Source organism: Peribacillus sp. NPDC055009, from assembly GCF_053608705.1.
In genome coordinates this window covers 34,614-59,446 of sequence record NZ_JBSGVZ010000006.1, presented here as the reverse complement: position 1 = coordinate 59,446, position 24,833 = coordinate 34,614, and the positions used below count along the sequence as shown (strand labels likewise).

Annotated in this window: 25 protein-coding genes, 1 pseudogene and 1 riboswitch; of the genes and pseudogenes, 13 read left to right on the top strand and 13 right to left on the bottom strand. The window is 41.4% G+C overall.

The window, feature by feature from the left end; all coding sequences use genetic code 11:
* Nucleotides 1–8 precede the first annotated feature (8 nt).
* Nucleotides 9–1,625 (top strand): ATP-binding protein, encoded by a 1,617-nt coding sequence (locus ACWF5P_RS11515; protein ID WP_452444892.1) that lies wholly within the window; start codon nt 9–11, stop codon nt 1,623–1,625.
* 1 nt (nt 1,626) lies between these two features.
* A complete protein-coding gene (locus ACWF5P_RS11510; RefSeq protein WP_452444891.1) occupies nt 1,627–3,057 on the top strand; it encodes a sigma-54-dependent transcriptional regulator in 1,431 nt (476 codons plus the stop codon).
* 42 nt (nt 3,058–3,099) lie between these two features.
* On the opposite strand, the gene adhP is transcribed toward ACWF5P_RS11510, so the two are convergent.
* The gene (gene adhP / locus ACWF5P_RS11505; protein WP_063235775.1) at nt 3,100–4,113 is read right to left on the bottom strand and encodes an alcohol dehydrogenase AdhP; all 1,014 of its coding nucleotides are present in this window, start codon (nt 4,111–4,113) and stop codon (nt 3,100–3,102) included.
* Between the two features lie 299 nt (nt 4,114–4,412).
* Between adhP and ACWF5P_RS11500 the strand changes: the two genes are divergently transcribed.
* Entirely contained in the window at nt 4,413–4,709 is a 297-nt protein-coding gene (locus ACWF5P_RS11500; RefSeq protein ID WP_101224982.1) for a DUF3892 domain-containing protein, read from the top strand.
* Between the two features lie 81 nt (nt 4,710–4,790).
* Here the strand turns inward: ACWF5P_RS11500 and ACWF5P_RS11495 are convergent, their stop codons facing one another.
* Complete coding sequence (locus ACWF5P_RS11495) at nt 4,791–5,603, bottom strand: hypothetical protein (protein ID WP_434168369.1); 813 nt, start codon at nt 5,601–5,603, stop codon at nt 4,791–4,793.
* A 135-nt stretch (nt 5,604–5,738) separates the two neighbouring features.
* Nucleotides 5,739–6,260: a YbaK/EbsC family protein gene (locus ACWF5P_RS11490; RefSeq protein WP_101224984.1), complete on the bottom strand. Its 522-nt coding sequence runs from the start codon at nt 6,258–6,260 to the stop codon at nt 5,739–5,741.
* Nucleotides 6,261–6,428: 168 nt separating this feature from the next.
* A riboswitch (PreQ1 riboswitch) is annotated at nt 6,429–6,473 on the top strand.
* A gap of 6 nt (nt 6,474–6,479) precedes the next feature.
* On the opposite strand from ACWF5P_RS11490, the gene ACWF5P_RS11485 reads away from it, so the two are divergent.
* The 3 genes from ACWF5P_RS11485 to ACWF5P_RS11475 all read left to right on the top strand — a co-directional run bounded on the left by ACWF5P_RS11485 (nt 6,480) and on the right by ACWF5P_RS11475 (nt 9,491).
* The gene (locus ACWF5P_RS11485) at nt 6,480–6,965 is read left to right on the top strand and encodes a QueT transporter family protein (RefSeq protein ID WP_101224985.1); all 486 of its coding nucleotides are present in this window, start codon (nt 6,480–6,482) and stop codon (nt 6,963–6,965) included.
* 123 nt (nt 6,966–7,088) lie between these two features.
* Nucleotides 7,089–7,745 (top strand): VTT domain-containing protein, encoded by a 657-nt coding sequence (locus tag ACWF5P_RS11480; RefSeq protein WP_434168368.1) that lies wholly within the window; start codon nt 7,089–7,091, stop codon nt 7,743–7,745.
* 114 nt (nt 7,746–7,859) lie between these two features.
* On the top strand, nt 7,860–9,491 hold the full coding sequence (locus tag ACWF5P_RS11475) for a PAS domain S-box protein (RefSeq protein WP_434168367.1): 1,632 nt from the start codon (nt 7,860–7,862) through the stop codon (nt 9,489–9,491).
* A gap of 51 nt (nt 9,492–9,542) precedes the next feature.
* Here ACWF5P_RS11475 and ACWF5P_RS11470 read toward each other — a convergent pair whose 3' ends face one another.
* Nucleotides 9,543–11,036 (bottom strand): cadherin-like beta sandwich domain-containing protein, encoded by a 1,494-nt coding sequence (locus ACWF5P_RS11470; protein WP_452444890.1) that lies wholly within the window; start codon nt 11,034–11,036, stop codon nt 9,543–9,545.
* A 302-nt stretch (nt 11,037–11,338) separates the two neighbouring features.
* Here ACWF5P_RS11470 and ACWF5P_RS11465 point away from each other — a divergent pair, with 302 nt between their 5' ends.
* Nucleotides 11,339–12,973: a copper resistance protein CopC gene (locus ACWF5P_RS11465; protein ID WP_434168365.1), complete on the top strand. Its 1,635-nt coding sequence runs from the start codon at nt 11,339–11,341 to the stop codon at nt 12,971–12,973.
* Between the two features lie 18 nt (nt 12,974–12,991).
* The gene (locus ACWF5P_RS11460; protein WP_260356307.1) at nt 12,992–13,654 is read left to right on the top strand and encodes a YcnI family copper-binding membrane protein; all 663 of its coding nucleotides are present in this window, start codon (nt 12,992–12,994) and stop codon (nt 13,652–13,654) included.
* 46 nt (nt 13,655–13,700) lie between these two features.
* On the opposite strand, the gene ACWF5P_RS11455 is transcribed toward ACWF5P_RS11460, so the two are convergent.
* The 5 genes and pseudogenes from ACWF5P_RS11455 to ACWF5P_RS11435 form a co-directional block, all read right to left on the bottom strand.
* Entirely contained in the window at nt 13,701–14,699 is a 999-nt protein-coding gene (locus ACWF5P_RS11455) for a S8 family peptidase (protein ID WP_101224991.1), read from the bottom strand.
* Between the two features lie 333 nt (nt 14,700–15,032).
* Nucleotides 15,033–15,110: pseudogene (locus ACWF5P_RS11450) on the bottom strand (SEC-C metal-binding domain-containing protein); the annotation flags it as partial.
* Nucleotides 15,111–15,731: 621 nt separating this feature from the next.
* A complete protein-coding gene (locus tag ACWF5P_RS11445) occupies nt 15,732–16,301 on the bottom strand; it encodes a nitroreductase family protein (protein ID WP_452444889.1) in 570 nt (189 codons plus the stop codon).
* An 11-nt stretch (nt 16,302–16,312) separates the two neighbouring features.
* Complete coding sequence (locus ACWF5P_RS11440; RefSeq protein ID WP_230177941.1) at nt 16,313–17,485, bottom strand: toxic anion resistance protein; 1,173 nt, start codon at nt 17,483–17,485, stop codon at nt 16,313–16,315.
* A complete protein-coding gene (locus ACWF5P_RS11435) occupies nt 17,482–18,138 on the bottom strand; it encodes a 5-bromo-4-chloroindolyl phosphate hydrolysis family protein (RefSeq protein ID WP_452444888.1) in 657 nt (218 codons plus the stop codon). The genes ACWF5P_RS11440 and ACWF5P_RS11435 overlap by 4 nt, the downstream gene beginning before the upstream one ends.
* A gap of 359 nt (nt 18,139–18,497) precedes the next feature.
* On the opposite strand from ACWF5P_RS11435, the gene ACWF5P_RS11430 reads away from it, so the two are divergent.
* A complete protein-coding gene (locus ACWF5P_RS11430) occupies nt 18,498–18,830 on the top strand; it encodes a hypothetical protein (RefSeq protein WP_434169595.1) in 333 nt (110 codons plus the stop codon).
* 316 nt (nt 18,831–19,146) lie between these two features.
* On the opposite strand, the gene ACWF5P_RS11425 is transcribed toward ACWF5P_RS11430, so the two are convergent.
* The 3 genes from ACWF5P_RS11425 to ACWF5P_RS11415 are packed head-to-tail and all read right to left on the bottom strand — an operon-like array spanning nt 19,147 to nt 20,893.
* Nucleotides 19,147–19,395, bottom strand: a complete 249-nt coding sequence (locus ACWF5P_RS11425) for a hypothetical protein (protein ID WP_434168363.1) — start codon at nt 19,393–19,395, stop codon at nt 19,147–19,149.
* Between the two features lie 47 nt (nt 19,396–19,442).
* On the bottom strand, nt 19,443–20,720 hold the full coding sequence (locus ACWF5P_RS11420) for an ammonium transporter (RefSeq protein ID WP_434168362.1): 1,278 nt from the start codon (nt 20,718–20,720) through the stop codon (nt 19,443–19,445).
* On the bottom strand, nt 20,717–20,893 hold the full coding sequence (locus ACWF5P_RS11415; protein WP_402944693.1) for a hypothetical protein: 177 nt from the start codon (nt 20,891–20,893) through the stop codon (nt 20,717–20,719). The genes ACWF5P_RS11420 and ACWF5P_RS11415 overlap by 4 nt, the downstream gene beginning before the upstream one ends.
* Nucleotides 20,894–21,385: 492 nt before the next feature.
* Here ACWF5P_RS11415 and ACWF5P_RS11410 point away from each other — a divergent pair, with 492 nt between their 5' ends.
* The 4 genes from ACWF5P_RS11410 (at nt 21,386) to ACWF5P_RS11395 (ending at nt 24,156) form a co-directional block, all read left to right on the top strand.
* Nucleotides 21,386–21,589: a DUF1657 domain-containing protein gene (locus ACWF5P_RS11410; RefSeq protein WP_101224998.1), complete on the top strand. Its 204-nt coding sequence runs from the start codon at nt 21,386–21,388 to the stop codon at nt 21,587–21,589.
* 234 nt (nt 21,590–21,823) lie between these two features.
* Nucleotides 21,824–22,828, top strand: coding sequence for a stage V sporulation protein AD (gene spoVAD / locus ACWF5P_RS11405; protein WP_434168361.1), 1,005 nt, complete (start codon nt 21,824–21,826; stop codon nt 22,826–22,828).
* Nucleotides 22,829–23,058: 230 nt separating this feature from the next.
* Nucleotides 23,059–23,265, top strand: a complete 207-nt coding sequence (locus tag ACWF5P_RS11400; RefSeq protein ID WP_434168360.1) for a DUF1657 domain-containing protein — start codon at nt 23,059–23,061, stop codon at nt 23,263–23,265.
* 30 nt (nt 23,266–23,295) lie between these two features.
* Nucleotides 23,296–24,156: a DUF421 domain-containing protein gene (locus ACWF5P_RS11395; RefSeq protein ID WP_434168359.1), complete on the top strand. Its 861-nt coding sequence runs from the start codon at nt 23,296–23,298 to the stop codon at nt 24,154–24,156.
* Here ACWF5P_RS11395 and ACWF5P_RS11390 read toward each other — a convergent pair.
* A complete protein-coding gene (locus tag ACWF5P_RS11390) occupies nt 24,153–24,677 on the bottom strand; it encodes a YitT family protein (RefSeq protein ID WP_434168358.1) in 525 nt (174 codons plus the stop codon). The two genes, ACWF5P_RS11395 and ACWF5P_RS11390, sit on opposite strands and share 4 nt — an antisense overlap.
* Nucleotides 24,678–24,833: the final 156 nt, after the last annotated feature.

Sequence of the window (24,833 nt, the reverse complement as noted above, 5' to 3'; positions counted from 1 at the left end):
TGAAAAGCATGAACAAACTTGAAATGATAGATTTAATGACAGGCGTTAAATCTTCAAAGAAAACGTATTACACGGAACTTAAGAAAACCGTGGATCAGCTGAAGAAGAAAAATATGCAGCTTGAAATCATGAATGACATCACTAAAAATATGAATATGGACATCGACATCCAAGAGATTCTCCGAAATGTTATTGCAAAACTTAAGCAGCTCATTACCTTCGATGACAGTCATTTTGTCATATTGTATGAGGAAGAACCTGCCCTGCTCCACATCTGCCCTAATGGTCACTGCGAACTTGAGCTGGATCCCAAAAACTTGTTACACCCTTTTCAGGATTTCTCATCCGCCTTGAAGGACAAACAGCCGATTCAGGTGGAAGTTAAACGGTTACCGGAATTCCCAGAAAAGGAACGTCTATTATCCCTTGAAATCGAATCACTTCTATTAGTCCCTTTATACGGAAAAAGTAAAAAAATCGGAATTTGGACTTTCGGCAGGAAGAAAAAGAAAACATGGCATGAAGATGAACTCGAATTTCTTGAGCAACTATCCAACCAGCTTGCGTTAACTTTGGAGAATGCCCAGCTTTATAAGGAAATTCTTCATTCCAAACAGGAGTGGGAGGATACATTCAAGGCAGTTGAGGATATGATCATCGTCTTTGATCACAAAGGAACGGTCTATCAATCCAATGATTCAGCCAGGGACTTTTCCGACCTGCTTGCTTTAATTGTAAAATCCCAATCTTTGATTCAAGATACCTTTACGTGTAATAAGCCAGGGTTTCAGGAAATTCTCCTTCATCATGATACCATCTTGGAAATGCATGCTTACCCGATTCAGAATAAGGAGCATCAAGTATATGGGGTCATTGCTTATTATAAAAATGTCACCGAAAGAAGACAGATGGAAGTCCAGCTATTGCATGCCGGGAAACTTGGGGCGATTGGTGAAATGGCAGCAGGGATTGCCCATGAATTGAATAGCCCATTAACGGCCATTCTTGGTAACTCGCAAATTTTACTACGGAAAACCCCACAGGACAATCTGGATTATATGCTATTGGACGATATCAAGATTTGCGGAGACCGATGCAGGCAAATAGTGAAAAGCCTACTTACCTTTTCAAGGCAGGATGAGTATAGATTTCACTATTACTCTATTAACGAAGCCATTCACCAGGTTCTGAACCTATTGAAGTTCCAACTTGGGAAGAAGCAAATCTCCCTCCATCTTACCCTTCAGGAAGACCTTCCTTTCATAAAGGGCAGCCAGCCGCAGATAGAACAGATCATCATCAACTTGCTATTGAATGCCAAGGACGCATTGGATGAGTCCGCCCAAACGGAAAAATCAATTGCGATCACTACCTATACAGAAAACAAGTTCATGGTGGTTCAGGTGACTGATAACGGAACGGGGATTGAAAAAGAACGCCTGCCCTTCATATTCCATCCCTTTCATACGACCAAAGACCGTGAAAAAGGTACAGGTTTGGGGCTGTCTGTAAGCCTCGGCATCGCCAAAGACCATGGCGGAAAGATCGACGTATTGAGCACGCCAGGACAAGGAAGCACTTTTTTCCTGAGGCTTCCCTTACAAGGAGAGGAAAGGGGATGGTAAGGTGGTTCATTTACTTGTGGTAGACGATGAGAAAGAGGTTGGGACTTTTCTATCCCGCCTTTTTACGATGAAAGGTTACCTCGTACAAGTTGTGAATAGCGGCAAGGAGTTTCATGAGATCGATTGGAATCAGCAGCGTTTTGATGTCGCAATGATAGATTTGAAGCTTCCGGATTGTGATGGACTTTCCCTCCTGCAGCATCTAAAACAACTGCAGCCACGTTGCAAGGTACTGATAATGACCGGATACAGCACCGTCAAGACCGCTGTTGATGCAATGAAGCTCGGCGCGAGTGATTACATGGAAAAACCCTTCGTGGATATTGAAGTACTGGAAAGGCAGATTGACAACCTATTAAATGAAAATGAAGCTTTGAATCAGCATTTCATTCATAAGCTAGCCGAGGATTCAGGACTCATTGTCGGAGAAAGTCCTTTAATGAAGAATTTGATTGAAACGGCTTTCAAGGTGGCCCAAAAATCCGTCAATGTATTAATTGAAGGAGAAACCGGAAGCGGAAAAGAAGTGCTTTCCCGCTTCATCCACATTGCCAGCCCCCGGAACCATGAACCTTTTATCGGCATCAATTGCGGAGCGATTTCTGAATCCCTGCTGGAAAGCGAATTATTCGGTCATGAAAAGGGAGCTTTCACAGGAGCGACCCAGCTGCGAAAGGGTTTTTTCGAAATTGCAGGCAACGGGACGCTTTTCCTTGATGAAATTGCGGATGCGAGTCCCGCCATTCAAGTCAAATTGCTTCGGGTTTTGGAAACACGGGAATTCATGCGGGTTGGCAGCAGCGGGACATTACGGACGAACGCCCGGTTAGTGGCAGCCTCCAATGAAAACCTGCAGCAGGCCGTGGACAAGAATAAATTTCGGGAAGACCTATTTTACCGACTGAACGTCGTGACTCTGGATATCCCGCCATTAAGGAACCGAAAAGAGGATATTCCCTTGCTTGTCCGTCACTTGATTGAGAGAAATGGTCATGGAGATATTTCATTTTCAAATGAATCCATTGAAAAATTACAGCAATACAACTGGCCAGGCAACATACGCGAACTTTCTAATGTGGTCATGCGCACGCTAACTCTTGCAGACAATAAGTCGGTAATAACCGCCAATGATATCTCTCTATCCAACAGCCAGATCACCACTGACAAAAATGTGTCCCTTAATGAGATTCAGTCAACAGAAAACCTTCTTGAAGAGTGGCGAAAAAGACTGGTGGCCGATTTTAATGAGAAGGATGAACTGATGCTTGAAGAAATCCTTACGGAAATCAAACAGCTTCAATCGAAAATTGGAAAGGAGCTCGTCATGCAGGCACTGCAAAAAACCTACGGCAACCGGAATGAAGCTGCCAAACGCTTGCAAATATCCATAAGGAAATTGCGCTATATATTAAATGAGAAGAGCCAGACATAATAAAAAGGAGGGTGCCCCGTTCCAGGGCTTCCTCCTCTGTTACTATTCTAGCGTCAATACGATGCGTCCGTTGATTTCTCCCTTTTCCATCATTGAAAACACGTCATTGATTTCATCTAACTTTCTTGTTTCAATATTCGTTCTGACTTTACCCTCAGCCGCAAATTGAACAGCTTCCTGTAGATCTTTTCTCGTCCCGACGATGGACCCTTTTACAGTTACCCCATTTAACACTGTATCAAAAATCGGGATTGGAAGTTCATCATTCGGCAATCCGACTACGACAAGTGTGCCTCCCCTCTTGACAGAACTGTAAGCCTGTTCGAATGCTTTTTTCGTAACCGCTACAGAAATAGATGCCTGCACACCGCCAACTTTATCCTTTATGGCCTGTACAGGATCTGTCTTAAGCCCATTAACCGTGTAATCCGCCCCCAGTTCCGTTGCCAGATCAAGCTTATCATCTTGAATATCGACAGCAATGACATTAAAGCCCATCGCTTTCGCGTATTGCAGGGCAACATGTCCCAATCCGCCAATTCCATAAACCGCTACCCAATCACCAGGTTTTGCTTCTGATACCTTAAGCGCTTTATACGTCGTTACACCTGCACAGAAAATCGGTGATACCTCCGCAAAGTCAAGCCCTTCAGGAACCTTCACCACATATTTGGCAGGTGCTTTACAATATTCCGCATACCCGCCGTCCACGGAATAGCCTGCATTCAATTGATCCAAGCAAAGCGTTTCCCTGCCGGTCAGACAATATTCACAATCGCCACAGGCTGAATAAAGCCAAGGGATCCCAACACGGTCACCCACTTTCAAGGAAGTTACGCCTTCTGCCACCTTTTCTATAATGCCCACACCCTCATGTCCGGGGATGAGCGGAAGCTTGGGTTTTACCGGCCAATCACCATGTACCGCATGTAGATCGGTATGACACACGCCACAGGCTTTAATTTTCACTAATATCTCACCATACTCCAATTCCGGAATGGGTACTTCTTTAATCTCAAGTTTTTGGTTAAATTCATTGACGACCGCCGCTTTCATTGTCTTGACCTGTTGTTTTGCATTTACAGTGCTTGCCCCTTGTTTTACATTCATGATTCATATTCCTCCCTTAATTCAGTGGATATTATTTCTTGCTACTACTTAAATTTGCACTACTACACTACCTAAAATAGATGCAAGTGCCATGCCACTGCAAAAAGGCCAATAAGACAGCAATCACAAAAAAAAGTGCCGAAAAATCGGCCCATTTGGACGAATTAACGGCTCAAGTTGGACGAAATCCGGTTTGTATATTGCAGAAAAAATGGCTCACCCTATAAATAGGAGGTGTCTAATACATGGACCAATTTGAAAAAGCCTATGAATCATATAAACAGCAGGGAACACCGCAAGCAAACCAACCTGATTCAGCAGGAAAAGAAGAAATCATCGCCGTAAGGAAAAATGAAGAGGACAATATTATCGCCATCAAGACGAACTCCGGCCGCGAACTCGACTACCCCACAGCCCTTGCGGAAGCAAAGGCGGGCAACCTGGCCAATGTTGACGTCTTTCATAAATATGGACGTGACATATTGCGGAGTGAGCCCGATGGGATAAAGGAAAATAACCTGGATCAACTGCCGGAGTTTTGAAATTTCGGGGAGACTGCCTGATATGGGCAGTTTTTTTCTGTCTGGATGAGCTAAAAAAGAACCAGCATGATTAGCCGGATCTTATTTTTCGTAAGGATAGGATTCAGAGATTTCGAGCAGTCGGCCGCAGGACTCGACAACCTCGATGATTTCCATCCATGACATGTCCAGACCCAGTTCATTAGCATGGGAAATCTTATCCCGTAACTTTCGGATGGCATTCGCATCCTTCTTCCCTTTACTTTTCGAAGGGATTTGGAAGAAGTGCCTCAATTCTTTATCTTTATGTATAATATCGAATTTATCACTGATTTGCAGGCACTCTATTATATTGATATCCTCATTTTTATCAATTCTCCTTCTATATAATTCGGTTGCCTTTTCTAAACGGTCTTCGCTGATCATTGGATACCAGCTGCCATCGCCGAATCTATCCAGGATGATATCGCTCATCCTCATTTCCAATAAGGTAATATATCCGAATATCAGCATCCTGATCGGAGGCTTTTGAAGGTCGGCATGGGTAATCAACATTTTAATTGAATTATTCTCCAATACGAACACCCTTGTTTTATTCTTGAAAATATGGAGAAGCTGGATCAAAGGGGTTGAGTCCGAAACCATTTCCCTTGGTGAAAAGTTTCTCATATATTCAGAAATACTTCCTTCACCTAGTTCTTCCCTTTCGATATACCCGATGATTTCCCCTTGATCTTGGACAGCCAATATATCAAAATTCTTTTTTTCCAATGCTTTCTGAATATCCAGCGCCAGATCATTTTTATGGCAAAACTCAAGCTCCTGGGCAATGCTCTTAACCGTTATATTTTCTTCATAAAGAGTTTTAAGACTAAGATAGCTGCTATTGCTTTTTCTTACGCTTCCATTTAACATCTTTCAACCTCCGCTCAGGAACACTTTCTGCCCGTTTTCCGCTTTAATCATAGAAATGCATGCGGCCCCCACAAATAAAGTCCACTGCAGTGGACTCAATCCCAATCATGTGAATCTAATTTTTTGACACATTAATCAAATGACATCAACTGCATTGCCTACCGCCGTTTCCTCATTCTCCTTTTCTTCCCAACCCTTACAAACATCCACCCACTCCTTCGCACCTGAATATTCAAACAATTCAGCGAGTGTAAGTTCTATTGCAGAGTTCGCACTGCCGCAAGCCGGAAACAATGACTCGAAGCGCTTCATCGATACATCAAGAAAAACAGCTAAATCGTTTGCCAGACCAAACGGGCAAACGCCTCCGATTGCATGGCCGGTCTGTGCAAGCACTTCTTCAGGCGAAAGCATTCGTGCCTTGAAACCGAATGTCTGACGAAATTTCTTATTATCCACTTTAGCGTCCCCTGCGGCAACTACCAAAATCGCGTGTTCACCTTCCCCTTTAAAGGAAAGAGTCTTAGCAATCCGCGCTGGGATAACACCGATGGTTTCCGCTGCCTCAATCACCGTAGCACTCGATGTTTCGAACTCCTTTACGTCGCCTTCCCGATTCCATTGTTTAAAATGGCTTTTGACACTCTCGATCGACATTTTATATTCACTCCTTTTACGTACATATTGAAATAATATCATCCTTCATTGCAATAAATCAAAATCCTATTGTGCTACTTCTACTGGGTAAACTAATAAATTAAAACCATTCTTTACAAATTGACGAAACAAGCGTACATGGGATACTATTAATAATCGGGTAAACGCCTACACGTGGTTCGTAACCATCCCACGATAAAAAACTAGGGAGAGAGTAAAATGAATGTTCGTACACTCGTGATAAACGGGTTATTGGCTGCCTTGTATGTGGCGGTCTCATTGGTGTTTAAACCAATAGCTTTTGAGATGTTCCAATTCCGTGTACCGGAAATGTTGAATCATCTGATTGTATTCAATAAAAAGTATATCTACGGTATCGTTGGCGGGGTCTTCATATCGAATCTGCTCTTTTCGCCGATGGTGCCATATGATTTGATTTTTGGGGTGGGGCAATCCCTGCTCGCCTTATTGCTTGTCATTTATATTTCTCGTTTCATAAAAGGCATTAAAGGACGGATGATCGCCACGATTATCTTTTTCACGTTCACAATGTTTTTAATTGCAATTGAACTGAACCTTGCCTTTGGCTTGCCATTCTGGCTAAGCTGGATGACTACAGCTGTCGGTGAGTTCGTCGTCCTCCTGATCGGAGCGCCAATCATTTATGGAATGAACAAAAGAATTCAGTTTGAAAAGTGGCTTTAAAAGGAATCTTCGCGCCGTTAGGCCACTATAATGGAAAAGAGCTGTCTGCATGATGCGGCAGCTCTTTTTTTTCACCAATGAACTCGAAAATGATAAACTATTAGTAAGAATGGTGGTGGCCCTTTGAAAAAAGTCCTGACCATAATAGGTCTACTTGTAATCGCAATATTTATATACTCTAATGCTGAGCTGTTCACTTTGGTTTGGAAAAGTGACCTGGATTCTGTTATTGGTATATTGAAGGAAAACCTTCTGCTTACATTTATTGTGACATTCGTATTGATGTTTGTACAAAATTCTTTTACAATCATCCCCTTAATTTTGCTCCTGACTATCAATGTCACGATATTCGGATTCATATATGGCTATCTATGGAGTTGGTTTACAAGTGTTGTTGCCTCAGGATTCATTTTTTATGCAGCAAGAAACTGGTTTCAGGAGCTTCTCTTAAAGAAGATTGGTGAAAAATGGCAGGAAACCGTTGTGGAGCATGGCTTCATGTACGTTTTTACAGGAAGGATTTTCCCGCTTATCCCAACAAGCTTAATTAACTTGGCAGCTGGAGTCAGCACTGTCACGTTCAAGGATTTTTTATTAGCAACGGCGCTTGGCAACCTTATATACTTTTTCTTCCTATCGCTGATTCCCTATGGACTGCTATCTGTTGAAATGAACCAATATACGCTAGCTGCACTCGCACTCCTCTTCTTACTATTTTTCATTATCTATAAGCGTACAAAAAAGAAAAAGAAACTTACCTTCTTCAGAAAAAACAGGTGACCACATTGGCCCCTGTTTTTTTATTTAGGATTCTGCATATATTTTTTTTCGATAGTTTGTTAAAATGTGTATGTAATTTTACCTTTGAAATGTCTAAAATCAGGGAGAATCTCCATGTCCAAACGCTCCATCTTAGCAATATATATCCTATCCGGGATTCTTACATTAGTCGTATTCGACTATTTTTTAACTACAAATATCCAAAACAAGGAAGTCTTCGTTCAACTGCAAAGAGTGGAAGGCTTTGTTTTCCTTTTATCAATAGGCTTGGTCTTATATCTTTATTTAGCTAAAAGGGAAGAATTCAAACGATTAAAAGAGGCGGAACAACGTCGGCGTACACTCATCAATTCGATGGTTGATTTCGTTAACTTCAAGGATGGTGATGGCCGATGGCTTGAATCCAATACCTTCGGGCTGCAATTATTTCAATTGGAGCATGTAGATTATAAGGGAAAAAGAGACAGTGAGCTCGCCGAATACTCCGAATTTTATAAAGAGTCGTTGATCTACTGTGAAGTTTCCGATGAAGAAACGTGGGTAAAAGGGGAAATCACACGGTGTGAGGAAATCATCCCTCTTCCCGATGGCAATCACAAGACCTTTGATACGATCAAAGTTCCCCTGTTCAATGAGGATGGTTCACGAAAAGGCTTAGTCGTCATTGGCAGGGATATTTCTGAAAGGGTTGTCGCGGAGAATCAATTATTCGAAAGTGAACAACGCTATAAATCATTGTTTGAACACAACCCATATCCGATGCTGATGCTTGATTTAAACGGAATAATCACGACGGTGAATCCTAGATTTGAAACGGTAACAGGCTTTCAACAGGAAGAAATACATGGAGCCTCATTCATTAATTTGAACTTCTCAGCAGAAGATGCGGAATTGATCCGTACATCTTGCCAATATGTCATGGAAAACCATAAGGGAATCAAAAAAGGTAAAGATATAGAATTCCTGACGAAGTACGGGAATTCCATCTTACTTTCTTGTACGTTTGTCCCGATGATGGTTGGCGAGGATTTAGTCGGAATCATTACTTATGCTAAAGAGGTCACTCAAATCCGGGAAACCGAAGCCCGCTTAAGAAGAACCGAAAAATTATCGATAGTCGGCGAACTTGCCGCAAGTGTGGCCCACGAGGTACGAAACCCGTTGACTTCTTTAAAAGGTTTCGTCCAGCTGCTTAAAAAGAGCGACCATCCCTATGAACAATACTACACAATCATGTTAAGTGAGTTGGATCGAATCAATCTTATTGTAAGTGAGTTACTCGTTCTGGCGAAACCACAGGAACTTCCATTCAGCAAACATCAAATCATCGACCTGATGAATGATGTCAAAACCTTGTTGAAACCAGAGGCGGACTCGTACCCCACCCAAATATCAATATGTGTTAAAAACGAAATACCGCTTCTTTTATGTGAGGGAAACCAATTAAAACAAGTTTTCATAAACATGCTCAAAAATTCAATGGAGGCATCCGCCGATCACATTTGGATTGATTTCGAACGCATGGATAATAACCTTTCCATCACCATCAAAGATAATGGAAGCGGAATTGAAAAAAACCGGATAAAGCATCTCGGAGAACCTTTCTATTCTTCTAAAGAAAAAGGAACCGGATTAGGACTGACAGTCAGTTGCCGAATCATCGAAGCGCATCGGGGAAAGGTCCGCTTTAACAGCGAACTAAACTATGGAACCGAGATCCAAATCATTTTGCCCATAAAATTTTGAATCCGAGGACAAGCCTAAACCTTGTCCTTTTTTGCAGGATTCAGAACGATTCTATTTAAACAGGGAGGTGAAGAAATCCTTTATATTCCCAAAGAATGACACAGGCTCGACAGGCTGTATCACATTAACCTGGCCTTCTGTATCTTTCGATGTATCGCTCACATTCTTGCCAGCCGTACTCATTTGTGCAGCCTCAACTTCCTCCGCCTCTTTTGTTTTGACATCATCCACGGTTTCTTCCTCATCCATCTCCACATCCATATCCTTTTCGAAAACAAGGACGTAAGTACGGCGCTCCCCAACCTTTGAAACGGTAACGGATATGGCCGTCTTCGCTTTATCATTGATCTTCACTTGTTTACTGCTCTCACCGTCATATTCAATCGTTGCTCCGCTGGCATTTGTCGCTGCATCCATTTCGACTGAAGAAATATCATTATCGACCTCGATATGATAGGTATGCTCATTAGATTCAAAAGTTTTGTTCCATACTCCGGTTGATATTGTCAGATTGTTTAACACTGGTGCATTATTGCCTTCCTCGCCTAAAGAATCTGCTGACGCTGCCTTCTCTATAGAATCCGTTTTCAGTTTTTGTGTTGAATTACTTTCAATTTGCTGTGCTTTCGGCACTTGGCTGACACCACTGCTTAGTTTTAGATTATTGGAGGATTCCTCTGATGTTAAAGGTGATTTATTCCCATTATCCGAAGATTCTGTTGATGTTAAAGATGATTTATTCCCCTTATCCGAGGAAGGTTGAGCATTACTTGTTTCTGTGGATGGCTCCTTTTGAACTTCACTCTCTTTAGGAGCACCTTTCGATTCGGTTACCTTGGCTGCAGCCCGTGTAATCGTTAGCGTATAGGTTTTTTCATCTCCATTTTCTGCTGTAACGATAATCTTCACCGTTGTCTTACCGACTGGAAGTGTGACCTTTACACCGGCATTGGTAGCATCCTTTCCATTCACCTTTACAATTGCGGTACTGTCACTCAATGTTGGAGTTACCGTAACGGACTGGACTTCATTTTCAACTGAAGCATTATAAGCTGTCACTTTAGAATCGAATGTTAATGAGCCTTTTGATAATCCAATCGATGTTAAAAGGTTATCATCACTTTCAAGTTTTTCGACCTTGAGAGTATACGCAACCGTTTCATTTTCCCCATCGCTGACGGTGATTTTAAACGTGTTCATGCCAGTTTGAAGAGTTAAATCCTTCACTTTACCATCTGTCATTTTTACACCATTCACGTATATGGCTGCATTCTCGTTAGGACTTGCTGCAAGCAATGTGATCTTTTCCACATCATTCCCCACTGCCGAACTATAATCGTGTACATCTTCCGAAAATTTTTGATCCAGTTCTATCCCTTCTATTTCTAGCTTTGAAAGACTATTTACCGTTTGTGCCTCTTCCTGAATGACAGACGCGCCTTCCGCAGCCCATGCCTCGGGCATATAAGTGGATGTTCCCATCCCTACAAGAGAACCAACCAAGATCACCTTCACGCTTTTTTCTTTTAACCCCTTCTTTAGCAAAGCCTATCCCTCCTATAATTCCTGCAAACATGATAGGGCCAGGTTACCAAAGGAACCTTAATTATTTCTTAATGGATATTTTCGGAGGATACCTATTGATTCTTTGGTGCAAAGCGGAATCCCCAACCAATACTATGGTTATAATGGATGGAGGGAGGCAGGTCATCTAACCATATTGTTATCACCTTTCTAGCGAACCTCTTAAACTGCCTTTAGATAACTAATTTATTTTCACTGTTTTTTCACATTTTCCTTTTATAATAAACTTACATAATCTGATGAAAGGATGATGGCACACCAAGATGAAAAAATATTTTTGGCTGATAGTCAGCCTGTTCGTTTTGCTTTTAAACCCGGCAATGGCTTTTGGTCATGCTACAATAATAAGCTCTAATCCTAGCCCGAATGAAGCAATGGATGCTCTTCCTGAAAAAATCAGCATTCAATTCAGTGAGAATATCCAGCCAGCTTTCCATTCGCTTGAGGTATTCAGCCAAGATGGGGACAAAATTCAAATCCAAGACAGTGCAATCTCGGAACAAAGTGAAAAAGTACTGGAAGCTAAGTGGAAGGACACTATCGATGAAGGGATTTACTACATTAAATGGAGAGTGGTTTCGAGTGATGGCCATCCCATCGAAGGAACAATACCCTTTCAATTCGGAGATTCAGCTGGTCTTTCAGGCCAAGAAAATTCCGAAGTGAATGCAAGTTTTCCGAATTCCATCAATGTAATCCTGCAAAGTCTTCAATACATATGCTTCGCTGCCCTAACCGGAATCCTTTTTTTCAGATTATCGTTAATGAAGGATTCTCGACTTTTTGAAGCTAGCAGAAGAACTCGTCTATACCTTTGGAGTTCATATGCAGGTTTAGCATTTTCCATCTTCTGCAATCTGCCTTTAAAAGTTACGCTTGATGCTGGCGTAGGTTGGACTGATGCATTTAAAGTTAGTTATATAAAAGAAGTATTGAATGCTACAAACTTTGGATCGGTCTGGATCATTGAAATTCTAATATTGCTGCTTCTATTTTTAGTGATTTATTTCATGCTCGAGAACACCCTGAATAAATCACTACCTTACCTTTCTTTCATCATAATTGCCTGCTTGATGATTTGTAAGGCTTTAACTGGACATACAGCAGCCGTTCCTAATCAGGTCCTGGCCGTTTTGATGGATTTCCTTCATTTATTTTCCATGGCTTTATGGCTCGGCGGCATTATGGCCTTATTGGTAATTTTGCCTGGGCTAGCCAATCGTCAGGCAGTCCAAGAAGATAAGAGAACGTTTTACTGGTCGATCATTTCCAGGTTTTCCAAATGGTCATTTCTGTTTGTAATCATACTGATTGTCAGTGGGATATATAGCAGTTTACAGCATGTACCGACTATCCATTCATTGTTTAACACAACATATGGCCAATTGTTACTAGCGAAAATCGGTCTCATGTTAGTCATGATCGTTTTAGGAGGCTTTCATTTTCTCCGAGGGAAAAAGCAAACGAAAAAACTTGGTTATAGTGTGGGAATGGAGTTTGGTTTAGGGATCGTCATACTTGTCGTTGCAGCTCTATTGACAAATGTCCAAACTGCAATGTCTTCTCCCGGGCCCATTGAAAAGACGTTACTGACTGAAGAAAATAATGAGGTTACATTAATGGTGACGCCCAATGAAGTAGGGGATAACCTGATTCAAGTAAACCTTTCCAATGAAGGCAAGCCAATTGCTGAGATAGAGCAGCTTACAATCACAATGCAGTCATTGGATACGCCAAATGGTGAAATAAAGCTGCAGATGAAGGAGAAAAACACAGGTACATTTACATCGAAGTCTATATTAACCATGCCAGGAAAGTGGAGTATCCATGTTCACGGATTAACTGAAAGCCTGGATTCAATCAATGCTGATTTTATAATTTTCATAGGAAATTCATAACAGGAGGAATTAATACTAATGAAAAGCATTTCAAAGCTTCTTATTTTTACATTTGCTGCACTATTCATTTTTTCCGGTTCAGCGTATGCTCACGTTACAGTCAAGCCTAGTTCATCTGCCCCTGAGGCGTGGGAAACTTATACACTTAAAGTACCCGTCGAAAAAGAAGCTGCCACTACAAAGGTGACTTTAAAAGTTCCTGAAGGGGTTACTTTTGAGAGCTATCAACCTGTACCGGGATGGAAAGTAACTACAGAAGGTGACAAAGATGGGCATGTAAAAACGGTAACTTGGGCAGCAACTGATGAAGGTATCGGAGCAGGACAATTCCAGCAATTCTCTTTCGTAGCACAAAATCCTAAAGAAGAAACGAAAGTTGCCTGGGATGCATTTCAATATTACGAAGATGGTGAAATTGTTGAATGGAGCGGTGAAGAAGGCTCAGACCTACCGCATTCTGTAACGGAAATTACGGTTGTGCCTAATGATAGTGCAGAACCAGCGGACCATGGTCACAAAGATGAAGCTGACACTAATGATTCCACGACAACTGACAATTCAAAGGAGTCAGCAACAACAGAAGATGATAGCAACCAAACGCTGATCATCACCCTGGCTGTCATATCACTAATTCTTTCCATTGTAGCGCTTTTAGCAGCTCTAAGGAAAAATAAAAAATAATCATTATGGAAGGGTGCCCCAATTTCTTGAGGCACCTTTTCCTTTTCTAATATTCCATGACAACCGATTTACTCGGTAACTTAAGGTTTTCTGATTCTATCGTAATCTTAATCGATTTTTCAGCTCTTTGGTCCGTTATCGTTAAGTTAAGCAATCCATTTCCCTGTGCTTTTTTGCTTATTCCCAGATCTTCCGTACTTTTCACCAGCTGTGCATATAATTCCGCTTCAGTTAAATTGCGCTCAAATTCCTTTTCAGCAATCACTTTCAAGAGAGCTGCTGCACCGCTTACATGGGGCGTAGCCATTGACGTTCCGCTCAACCTCGCATATTTATTGCCTGGATACGTAGAGAGAATATCAACCCCTGGCGCCACCAAGTCAATTTCATCATTTGTATTTGAAAAATCCGCTAAATTTCTGCTTAAATCCACAGCTCCGACTTCCACTACCTCGGGATATGCTCCTGGATAATCCAATTCATCCGTTTCATGACGCCCATCACCGCTATTTCCGGCTGCACAAACTACAAGGATATCGTTCTGAAGGGCCTTTTGAATGAGTTTGTGTTCAGTCTCATCCGGAGGTCCGCCAAGTGAAAGTGAAATAACCGAAACCTTTTCTTCATTAGGTCCCCGCCAATTGATTGCATACTCTAGAGCCCCATTAATCCAATCTATATCGCCTTGACCTTGACCATTTAGGGCCTTTAACGCTAATATGCTTGCTTTCGGAGCCACTCCCACTACACCGGCATTATTAATGGCAGCTACAACCGTACCGCTAACATGTGTCCCATGTCCGTTATCATCTTGATAATCCCCGGTATTGGTAAAATCCTTCCCGCCAATGATTCTTTCCTTGAGGTCTGGATGTCCCTTGTCAATGCCTGTATCGATGACGGCAACTACCACGCCCTCACCATAATTGCTTTTTTCCCAAATCGCCGGTGCTTTCACAAGCTCGACACCCTCAGGAATCTTCTCTTTCACCGTTTCCATTACTTCTAGAACTTTGTAAGGTATTAATCTTTTTTCTCTTGTCATTTGATTACCCCTTCCTTCGTTCAATAAGTTAAACTGCCATCAGTGTGGGGATTTTCATCCCGTCTGGTTGCCGTCTACCGTTGAAAGAGATGAGATCAAAAAACTCTTCTCTCTTATATATACCAGATTTATGAAAATAAAAAAGAAGTTTTCGGAAAATTCCGTCTAAATAACTAGTTTTTATTTCTTTTTATATTATTATCTGGTACTCTAATTATAGAACAAACGTTCGGTAAATGCCACATTTTTTTATTCATTATTCAGATTTTTTGCAAGCATGCGCTTTTCCAATTAAAAAAGAAGCGACTCCGAATCGAGTCAGCTTCCAAAATGTTAAGCTGCACCGCAGCATTTTTTGTATTTTTTCCCGCTTCCGCATGGACAAGGCTCATTTCTGCCAATGACTGGTTCTGCATGAACATGCGGCATTTTAGCTGCCTTTGCACTTTCCGTGATAATTTGCGTGCCTTTTTCCTTCATTTGCTGATACCGCTGTTTAAATAATTCCATTACATCTTTACTGTACTTCAGCGTATCTTCCGCGATATCCATCGCCTTTTGCTTGGAAATATTATAATCCTCCAGGACAAATTGATTATCCCCGAAAGAAACCCTCACTCCAAAATGCTGTCCCGCCTGTTTATTGCCTTTAAGCTCCTCAACGAATTCAAGGTATACTTCCTGGCAATCACAAGTTTGATGCATGCAATAATAATCATATATCCAATACGATTTATCTTCGTACTTACTCTTTAAAGCAATGCCATCCTCAACGCCAAATACATCCAAATATTTTATCGCTTTTCCATCGAGTATCTCAAATGGATCAATCGTTCTCATCTATAGACACATCCTAATTCATCAAAATTTATTCTTCCTATGTATTGTACAACCTAATTCATCAATCGTCACTTGAAACGAAGCTTGGCAAAGCCAAATCCCCTTCATTAAATGCAGATTTAAGGAAGCCTTATTGAAGGCAATAAAAAAGCTGCATCAGTATCTATAAACTGATGCAGCTCCCTCAATCTTTCATCCGATCCATGTGGTCAATTCATCAATCGATGTTCTCTTGGCAGGTTTCGGCTCCATGTCAGGATAACCCAAGTATATGAAAGCCAATACCTCTCCCTTAGAGGATAAATTGAAAAATTCACGGACCTTTTCATGATACGTTATTTTCCCCGTTCTCCATACTGCTCCCAGACCTAGAGAATGTGCTGCAAGAAGAATGTTTTGGATGGCACTGTTCACTGCCGCATATTCTTCTGTCACAAGGACATTATTCTTATCACTAGGCTCTATGCCCACTGCGATGATGACTGGAGCCCTTAATGGATTCTTTTTTTGCCGTTCGAGCTTGCTGATTAAATTTTCAGGGGTATCATCAGCATTTTCAATTCTTGTGATTTCTTCGAATACCTGGCCAAGTTTATTTCTTCCTTCTCCAGTCAATACAAAAAAACGCCAAGGTTCCGTTCGATGATGATTGGGTGCATACGTTCCGGCTTCGATGATTTGCTCGATCATTTCCTTAGGTACCGGATCTTGCTTTACGATTCCAATGCTTCGTCTCGTTTTTATAGCTTCGATAGTTTCCATTTTATCTCCCCTTATCCCTTTATCTCTAATAGTTTCTGTTTCAGCTCATTTTCCATTGATGCCAATTCCTGTTCGGCTTGCCGGCGTTTATGCCTGCCTTCTTCTTGAATCCTCATTGTTTCCTCAAGCGTGGAAATCAAGTTAGCTTGAGTTTTCTTTAATGTTTCGATATCGACAAGTCCGCGCTCATTTTCTTTAGCCGTTTCAATGGTATTCGTTTTCAGCATCTCGGAGTTCTTCAATAACAAGTCATTCGTAGTCTTGGAAACCTGTTTTTGTGCTTCTACAGCATGCCTTTGCCTGATTAGGGTCAATGCAATCGCAACCTGATTCTTCCAAAGGGGAATCGCGGTCATGATCGAAGATTGGATTTTCTCGACTAGTGCCTGATTCGTGTTTTGGATCAGCCTGATTTGCGGTGCGCTTTGAATCGTGATTTCACGACTCAATTTCAAATCATGAAGCCTTTTATCCAACCGTTCAGCAAATTGCAGCATATCATTGACCTCTTGAAACTTCATTTGATCATTGCTTGATTCAGCGGACTTCCTTAGCTCCGGAATCGTTTTCCCATGAATTTCTTCTAGTTTGATTTCCCCAGCTGCAATATAGACATTCAATGCCTGAAAGTAATCCTTATTCGTCTCATATAGCTTTTCAAGAATTACGATATCCGATAACAGGATATTCTTGCTCCGATCGAGTTTCACACTGATACGATCAATTTGGGCCCCTGTTTTTTGATACTTGGATAGTACCTCCTGTACAGATCCCGAGAGCTTCCCGAACATACGCGCAAAGAATGATGGCTTATCCGGTTTTAGCTCATCCGGGCTCAGCTCGTTTAACTTTTTCATTAAATCACTGATAATGTTGCCCACTTCACCCACATCTTTTTTCTGGACATGCTCAAGCATCGAATTAGAAAAGGTCAGGAGCTTTGATTGGGCGGGTGTACCATAGGAAATCATTGCCTGATGATTCGTTGGGTCGATTTGTTCGGCAAGCTGATAAGCCTTTGCCCTGTTCTCTTCAGGGATGACATCAATCAGCTTAACCGGTTTCGCTTCCTGTGAAGATGCTTTCTCCACCTCCTGCACCCCATCAAATGGATTGGCTAAAAGATCATCGATCAAACTGGCATCGTTCGTTTTATTCAACAGGTTTGGATCATTGTTATTCATTTTAACCTCCTGCTTTCATCAATTACTTGTGACTCTTTTCTCGTTTTAATGGATTGCTTAGCAACATCCAATTCGAAGTTAAGGTTATCGATATCATCCGCAATCACTTTATATAAATCCTTTTCTATCGTATTAGCGAGTTCCTTTAATGTTTTACGAGTCTCAGTTAAGGAGAGTTCGAGTTCCCTATTCTTTTTTGGCTGCTGTGCTAAAAAAACATACTTCTCCGCAAGCTCCATGGCGGAATCCAGATGCGAGTAATAAAATTGTTCCGCCTGGTAAAATCGCTTCGGTTCTTTTTTCGTCAGACTGTATATTTTCCTGATCATTTTAATCATATCTTTCCTCTGTTTGAAAGAGGAGATATGCCTGACCGAGATTAGTGCTTTTTGCACCCGCCAAATCTTTGGTTTTGCTTCAGTTAAATTTTTCTTTATATATTGATATTCTTTTCTCGTCAATTCATGTTTTTTGAGGTATCTGGATGAAAAATATACGGAACTTAGCCAGTATGCAAGCACCCCTCCTGCTAAAGATATGACAACGGACAGGGCAAACGGTTGATTCAATACAAAATAGCTAATTATCCAAACCGGCAAAACCATTGGAAATGCAATCAATATCGGAACAAAATCAGCAAGAAATCGATTCATAATCATTACACTCCTGACTTACACTCTTTTCTTTATATACGGATTATCCTTGGAATTGGTTTCAAGTTGGATAAAAGAATTTCTCCTCCCCTAAACGATATAGGAACCGGATGGTTTCTGCAAATTTATTGAAATTTTTTCTGTAAATTACCCCTTCTTCCCGCTAATATGGGCTAACGCCTAGTCACTTCACCGGAACTAACATAAGTTATAACGTATCCATCCTGATTTAAAAAGGAGTGTTGACCATGAATTCATACGGATTTTATCCTGTTCCACAACAAAATGGAAATCACCAGTACTTTCAGTCTAATTTTAACCCATATTTTCAACAGCCTGAACGATTTGATTATGATTATATGCCGCAGCAAGATTGGAACCTTCAGCAGGTACAAGAAAATCCATATAGCCAGGTGCCTGACCAATTCGATGTTGAAAGGCAGCCTCAACAACTTGAAAGAAGAGTCCGGGAACTTGAACGTCAAAACGAGCGTCAAACGAGGGAACTCAATCGGCAAAACCAAGAAATCACGCGGATAAACCGGGAAGTGAACCGCATTAACCAGGAAATCTCCCGGCTAAGTCAAGCAGACCAGCGACATACGAATAGGTTAAACAGGCTGAATCAAAGACTTCGGGCAGTGGAAAGAAACCTAAACATCCCCTTCACAGCGACAGATGATGGTTTTTAAAGATAGCAGGAGCTCATTATGGGCTCCCGCTTTTTTTATTTTTCCATGCTTTTATCGAAGGCCTGGTAGTCAGTTATTAAAATTTAATCAAACGATTGATTAAATCTTTAAAGATCCGCTAAACCTTTGTCCGCGTTATTAAAAGAATACCTTTTCGTTTACAGTCATGTTTTCGCTGCCTTAAATGTTATTCCTGCTATCTTCTTTAAAAAAGCAGTTAAAATTACTTTTGGACCGAATAAAAAGAAAATAGGAGTCAGATTCCCGCGCCCAATCCCTTAAATCGTTTAATAAGAAAAAACAAAAAAAACGGAAGTCATCCTCCGTTTTTTTCCGTTAACAACATTATCCGTTTCAACTTTTCGTTTCTTGATTCCTGTTCCTCCTGGGTAGACAAGTCATACTTCTTCAATAGATGAAAAAGTTCATTCAATGTTTCCTGCGAATTCCCTTTTTCCAGATATCGATCTAATGTTTGACTTATTTCGCTTGGTAAAAATGTCTTTTGACTTTCAAATTTCAGCCTGACATCTTGCTGCGAATGATTAAGATTGCATGCACCCATTTAAATTCACCTCTTACTTATCTTGATTCTATCTTGTATTATAGTCATTACCTTGTCAATTCTTCATCCTGCTTATAGTAGTCCTCGACCTTGATGAACTCCGGCGAGGTATGTGTGGCCATGATGCCATGATAACTGATATCCAATCCGAGTTCTTCTTCTTCTTCAGTGGATCTGATAGGCAGCCAAACATTTATAATTTTAAAAACGAACCATGTCAATGTAAAGCCCCAGATGCATAACACCACTAATCCTAATGTTTGAACTCCGAGCAAATGCCATCCCCCACCGGCGAACAATCCGTTTTCAGTGGAGAAAAGCCCTACCGCTATCGTACCCCAAATCCCTGATGCCGCATGAACAGGAAAGGCGCCAACCGGATCATCGATTTTTCGGGTTTCCAGCCAATTGGTCGCAGCTAACATCAACATTCCAGAAACTGCTCCAATCAACAATGCCGAAAGATCACTAACGAATGCACAGCCAGCCGTAATCCCGACAAGACCTGCAAGTGATCCATTGATGACGGAAGGTGCATCCGAGCGTCCATATCTAAAAAGTGTATAAAGCAAGGTCGCCGCTCCCCCTGATGCAGCTGAGAGCATCGTGACAATTGCAATATGGCCAATGCGTCCATCAGTAGCTTGCAAGGTGCTTCCAGCATTAAACCCAAACCAGCCAAACCATAAAAGAAATGCCCCAACAGATGCCAGTGGGAGATTGCTCGGCAGTGAAATGGAGCTAGTCCCCCGTGAAGTGAATTTTCCTGCTCTGGGCCCGATTACAATGGCGGCCGCAAGTGCAGAAAAACCGCCTAGTGCATGTATGACTGCTGACCCTGCGAAGTCCTGCATGCCCAACACGCTTAACCAGCCACCACCCCATACCCAGTGACCGGCAATCGGATAGATGAATGCCGTCATCATTACTACAAAAATAAGATACGCCCGAAAATTGATCCTTTCTGCAACGGCTCCCGAAACGATGGAAACGACCGCGATGACGAATGCCCCTTGAAATAACCAAAATGCGTCGATGGAAATCGTAAGGTCTATATGCGACAAATCACCTTTCAGCAGAAAGCCGCTTGCTCCAATAATTCCAAATACATCCGCTCCATACATTAAGCCAAAACCAACGACGAAATAGCAAAGCGTTCCAATCGTAATATCGGCAAAAACCTTCATGATGATGTTCACATTATTCTTCGTACGGACGAACCCTGCCTCCAATAAAGCAAACCCGCCCTCCATCAATAGAATCATGGCTGCTGTCAGAACCACCCAAATCGTATCCAAGCCAGCGTTTAACGTTTCTAGAGTCATCTTGGGGTTCCCTCCGCTTTCTGCCAGGCCATTATTTCTTTAATGATGTCTGATGGTAAATTAATTTCCCGTTTTTCCGGTTCAGCTTCAAGTAAACCGATCATCTCATTTAAAAAAGCGACCTTCTGTTTTATTTTCTCGATTTGTTTATATCTATCTTTAACATTCACCAAATGCTCAACGGCCTGGTGGTGACTTGGAGCACGCCCTGTAAAAAAACGTTTAAATGGTGATAGGGATTGATACCAAGCTTCCTCAGCTCTTCGTTTTTGCTCATATTTATGAATTTTACCTTTAATCGATTCAATTTCCGACTCTTGGTTGCTTTTATGGAATAGCAGTCCTTTTACAACTTCTTCAGATGAAATTTCAAAAACAACTCTACTATATAAATCATCATGAATATAAATGTCATATCACCTCACGTAGTCACGTTATGTTTTCTAATTATATTAATAATTCTGAATTCAGTCAATAATTAAGAAATAAAAACCACTTTGCGTAATGAATGATATTAACCTCACTTTTGTCTGTTGTCCTTCATTAATCAAACGTTTGATTAATGGACTGAGATAGTTAACTCATCCAGATAAATATTGGAAGGTATAAATAATCATTTTTTTCTTACTCTAAACAAGAAGATATAAACTAGGGAGGTCCTATATATGACAGTAATAAACGATGTCAAAACAACATTAGCCGGGCTGAAAAGTGCTCAAGCGAGCTTTGAAACCTTCGCCCTTTCAACAGATAATGAGCAAGCCAAACAACTGTACCAGCAAGCTGCCCAACAAACACAAACGATTGTGGACAGCATCACTCCTCGCATTGAAGAGATTCAAAATGAGGAACCTCAATATAAGCAATAATCATTCATATAAAAAAGGGTGGTTAAGGCAACCAGCCCTTTTTTGTATCCATTCATTTCTTTTCTATATCAAGCGTTTTTCCGTCCTTACCGGACTTATGGTGTATTGAATTGGCGGTAATGCAGCTATATCTGTTAGGGAACGGCACCAATATATTCAAATTGGCGAATCATTTATGTTAATACTTGGTTTTACCTTAGCACTGACAATACTCATACATTGGGGTGGTTTATAATGCTTACGGGGCATCGCACATGGGTGTTTGATCAAAAGCCTGTCATCGTCTCCACAGGAACTGTCGGCGGTCCATTTGAAGCAGACGGTATGCTTGCGGATGATTTTGATCTTCTCCATTCCGATTTATGGATAAATCAAGATACCTATGAAAAGGCACATAAAGTCTTATTGGAAGAAGCGAGCACAAAAGCAATCGAAAAGGCTGGTCTTCAGAAGGAACAGATTCAATTTTTCCTTGGAGGCGACCTTATCAATCAAATAACGCCTACCAGTTTTGCCTGCCGAACACTGGGAACGCCTTATCTCGGCTTATTTGGCGCCTGCTCCACCTCCATGGAGGGATTGGCGCTTGGTGCTTATCTTGTCAATACCAAAGGAGCAGAGTATTTATTGACAGGTGCATCAAGTCATAACGCCGCAGTAGAAAAACAATTCCGATACCCAACTGAATACGGAGGGCAGAAACCTCCAACAGCCCAATGGACCGTTACAGGAGCCGGCGTGGCTTTATTAAGCAGCGCCGGGGAAGGACCAAGGGTCACTTCAGCTACGATAGGCCGTGTCATCGACATGGGCCTCACTGACCCTTTCAATATGGGAGGTGCCATGGCCCCGGCCGCCGTGGATACGATTGAAGCCCATTTAAGAGAAAGAAACCTCGACCCATCCTATTATGATCTGATAGTGACCGGGGATTTAGGGAAAATTGGACATGGAGTTTCTCTGGAATTATTTAAGAAACATGGTACGCCGATTAAAGAGGAGCAATATAAAGATTGCGGTTTAATGATATACAGGGATGGTCAACCGGTCCTGTCCGGGGCAAGCGGCCCAGGGTGTTCCGCAACCGTCGTTTATGGTCACTTATTGAATCGCATGAAAAAGGGAGAAATAAAACGATTGCTCGTCGTGGCTACAGGTGCTCTATTATCTCCCCTTTCCTTTCAACAAAGTGAGACGATTCCATGCATTGCCCATGCCGTATCGATTGAATATGAGTAACCACAACCATGATTTACTTGTGTAACGGGACAGATAAGATTTGAAGTATACAAACAGACGCCTGCTCATACCGGATGAACATTCTGCGGAGGTGGTTTCGGAAGCGTTAGCGGAGGCGGAAAAGACTGGATTGTTCGGTTGTTGCCGCTCGCATGTTTGAAGTAACCGGTGCATGGGATAACAGCCTGGAGTGTTCCGACCCATAGACCTAAAGATTAGGAGGATGCTGCATGACGATAGCTTCCAATGTAAAGCAATGTGTATCTAGCCTAAAAGGAGTTGAAGCAGGTTTATCCAGCTTAGCACTCCGGACTCAAGACGATGAATCTAAACGCCTCTTACATGAAACGATGCTGGTGGTGAATGAAGTTATTAAGGATGTACAGAAGCGCGTAGGCGAGTTAGAAAGGGAAGAACCGCAATATAAAGGTTTTTAATGACCATGATCAAGCAGGAGGTGTTTGGTAATGCCGGGTTGGATAGAAATTGTTTTGCGTTCATTTTTCTTTTTAATTGTTCTTTTTTTGATCACTAAAGTGTTAGGAAAAAAACAATTGTCCCAGCTCTCCTTTTTTGAATATGTAACGGGCATAACCATTGGTAATGTTGGGGCAGAATTAGCTACAAAAGTGGAGGGCAATATTATACATGGCGTACTGTCCATTCTCGTTTTTGCCATAGCACCCTTCATTGCAGGTTTAATATCCTTAAAAAGTAAAACTTTCCGTGATCTTGTGGAAGGAAAAGCATCGGTTTTCATCAAAGATGGGAAAGTCATGGAAGATAATTTAAAAAAAGAGAAATATACCATCGATGAATTGTTAGGATTGCTCCGGAAAAAGGATGTCTTCGATATTTCTGAAGTTGAGTTTGCCTTATTGGAAGCCAACGGGGATTTTTCCGTAATGTTAAAGAAGCAAAATCAACCTATAACAGCCAAGGACCTTAACTTGTCTGTAGCTGCAGTAAAGGAGCCACAAACCATCATTATGGACGGCAGCATACTTGATGAACCACTTTCCACGATTGGTCTGAACCGAAATTGGCTTCATACTGAATTGGATAAGCTGGGTGTACTCCTAGAAAATGTGTTTCTTGGTCAAGCTAATTCTAACGGAGAATTAACTGTGGACCTTTATGATGATAAGCTTAAAGTTCCTTCCCCTCAAGAAAAACCTCTTTTACTCGCGACCTTAAAAAAATGCCAAGCGGACTTAGAGTTGTTTGCCCTTGGAACTGAATCAAAGGAAGCTAAAGAGATGTTCAGCAAAAATAGCGAAAAGCTGCAAAGGGCAATAGATGAAGTCGCCTATATCTTAAGGAACTAATCATTCCTTACTTTCAAAAGCGATGTGATCAGTCCAATGATGACTATCGTCACACATGAAAAAAGAAAAATTTCGATCCCTAAGGTAAATGCTGCAGCTGAAATGATTAGTGTATCTATGACGATAATCGCCAAAGCAATATCCATGGAAGTAGATTTTGAGATGATTTTAGCTAACATATCCGTTCCCCCGCTGCTTGTCTCATATCGAAGCATGAGTCCTATGCCCATCCCTATGATGGCACCGCCAATCAAAGAGCTTGTTAGTATCGAAATGGAAAAGACCTTTTTCAATGGATTAAGCCAATCCATAAAAAGGGATGTCAAAAGCAATCCGTGTACGCTGCTATAGAAAAAAGGCCGTTCATAGTACCAGGCATATAAAAATATAGGAATACTAAGGATCAACATGGATAGCCCCGTTTGAAAACCAAAGAAATAATGAAGGATAAGTGCAATCCCAATAACGCCGCCATCTATTAAATGATGGGGAACTAAAAAACCATTGATTCCAATGCCCACCAAAAAGCTACCAACAATTACAGCCACCGCTTTTTGAAAATTAATAAAATCACCTTGCCTTCCAATCCATATATTCCTTACTATATGTCCAAGTCAAAGCGTCAAGAATAAACATGAAAAAAAAAAATCTCCCTCCATTCCCTTCAAACTAATTAC

Excerpts from the sequence above, each read along its gene's own strand:
- ACWF5P_RS11515 (WP_452444892.1), top strand. The coding sequence starts at position 9 with ATGAACAAACTTGAAATGATAGATTTAATGACAGGCGTTAAATCTTCA.
- adhP (WP_063235775.1), bottom strand. The coding sequence starts at position 4,113 with ATGAAAGCGGCGGTCGTCAATGAATTTAACCAAAAACTTGAGATTAAA.
- ACWF5P_RS11500 (WP_101224982.1), top strand. The coding sequence starts at position 4,413 with ATGGACCAATTTGAAAAAGCCTATGAATCATATAAACAGCAGGGAACA.
- ACWF5P_RS11495 (WP_434168369.1), bottom strand. The coding sequence starts at position 5,603 with ATGTTAAATGGAAGCGTAAGAAAAAGCAATAGCAGCTATCTTAGTCTT.
- ACWF5P_RS11490 (WP_101224984.1), bottom strand. The coding sequence starts at position 6,260 with ATGTCGATCGAGAGTGTCAAAAGCCATTTTAAACAATGGAATCGGGAA.
- ACWF5P_RS11485 (WP_101224985.1), top strand. The coding sequence starts at position 6,480 with ATGAATGTTCGTACACTCGTGATAAACGGGTTATTGGCTGCCTTGTAT.
- ACWF5P_RS11475 (WP_434168367.1), top strand. The coding sequence starts at position 7,860 with ATGTCCAAACGCTCCATCTTAGCAATATATATCCTATCCGGGATTCTT.
- ACWF5P_RS11465 (WP_434168365.1), top strand. The coding sequence starts at position 11,339 with ATGAAAAAATATTTTTGGCTGATAGTCAGCCTGTTCGTTTTGCTTTTA.
- ACWF5P_RS11460 (WP_260356307.1), top strand. The coding sequence starts at position 12,992 with ATGAAAAGCATTTCAAAGCTTCTTATTTTTACATTTGCTGCACTATTC.
- ACWF5P_RS11455 (WP_101224991.1), bottom strand. The coding sequence starts at position 14,699 with ATGACAAGAGAAAAAAGATTAATACCTTACAAAGTTCTAGAAGTAATG.
- ACWF5P_RS11445 (WP_452444889.1), bottom strand. The coding sequence starts at position 16,301 with ATGGAAACTATCGAAGCTATAAAAACGAGACGAAGCATTGGAATCGTA.
- ACWF5P_RS11440 (WP_230177941.1), bottom strand. The coding sequence starts at position 17,485 with ATGAATAACAATGATCCAAACCTGTTGAATAAAACGAACGATGCCAGT.
- ACWF5P_RS11435 (WP_452444888.1), bottom strand. The coding sequence starts at position 18,138 with ATGAATCGATTTCTTGCTGATTTTGTTCCGATATTGATTGCATTTCCA.
- ACWF5P_RS11430 (WP_434169595.1), top strand. The coding sequence starts at position 18,498 with ATGCCGCAGCAAGATTGGAACCTTCAGCAGGTACAAGAAAATCCATAT.
- ACWF5P_RS11425 (WP_434168363.1), bottom strand. The coding sequence starts at position 19,395 with ATGGGTGCATGCAATCTTAATCATTCGCAGCAAGATGTCAGGCTGAAA.
- ACWF5P_RS11420 (WP_434168362.1), bottom strand. The coding sequence starts at position 20,720 with ATGACTCTAGAAACGTTAAACGCTGGCTTGGATACGATTTGGGTGGTT.
- ACWF5P_RS11410 (WP_101224998.1), top strand. The coding sequence starts at position 21,386 with ATGACAGTAATAAACGATGTCAAAACAACATTAGCCGGGCTGAAAAGT.
- spoVAD (WP_434168361.1), top strand. The coding sequence starts at position 21,824 with ATGCTTACGGGGCATCGCACATGGGTGTTTGATCAAAAGCCTGTCATC.
- ACWF5P_RS11400 (WP_434168360.1), top strand. The coding sequence starts at position 23,059 with ATGACGATAGCTTCCAATGTAAAGCAATGTGTATCTAGCCTAAAAGGA.
- ACWF5P_RS11395 (WP_434168359.1), top strand. The coding sequence starts at position 23,296 with ATGCCGGGTTGGATAGAAATTGTTTTGCGTTCATTTTTCTTTTTAATT.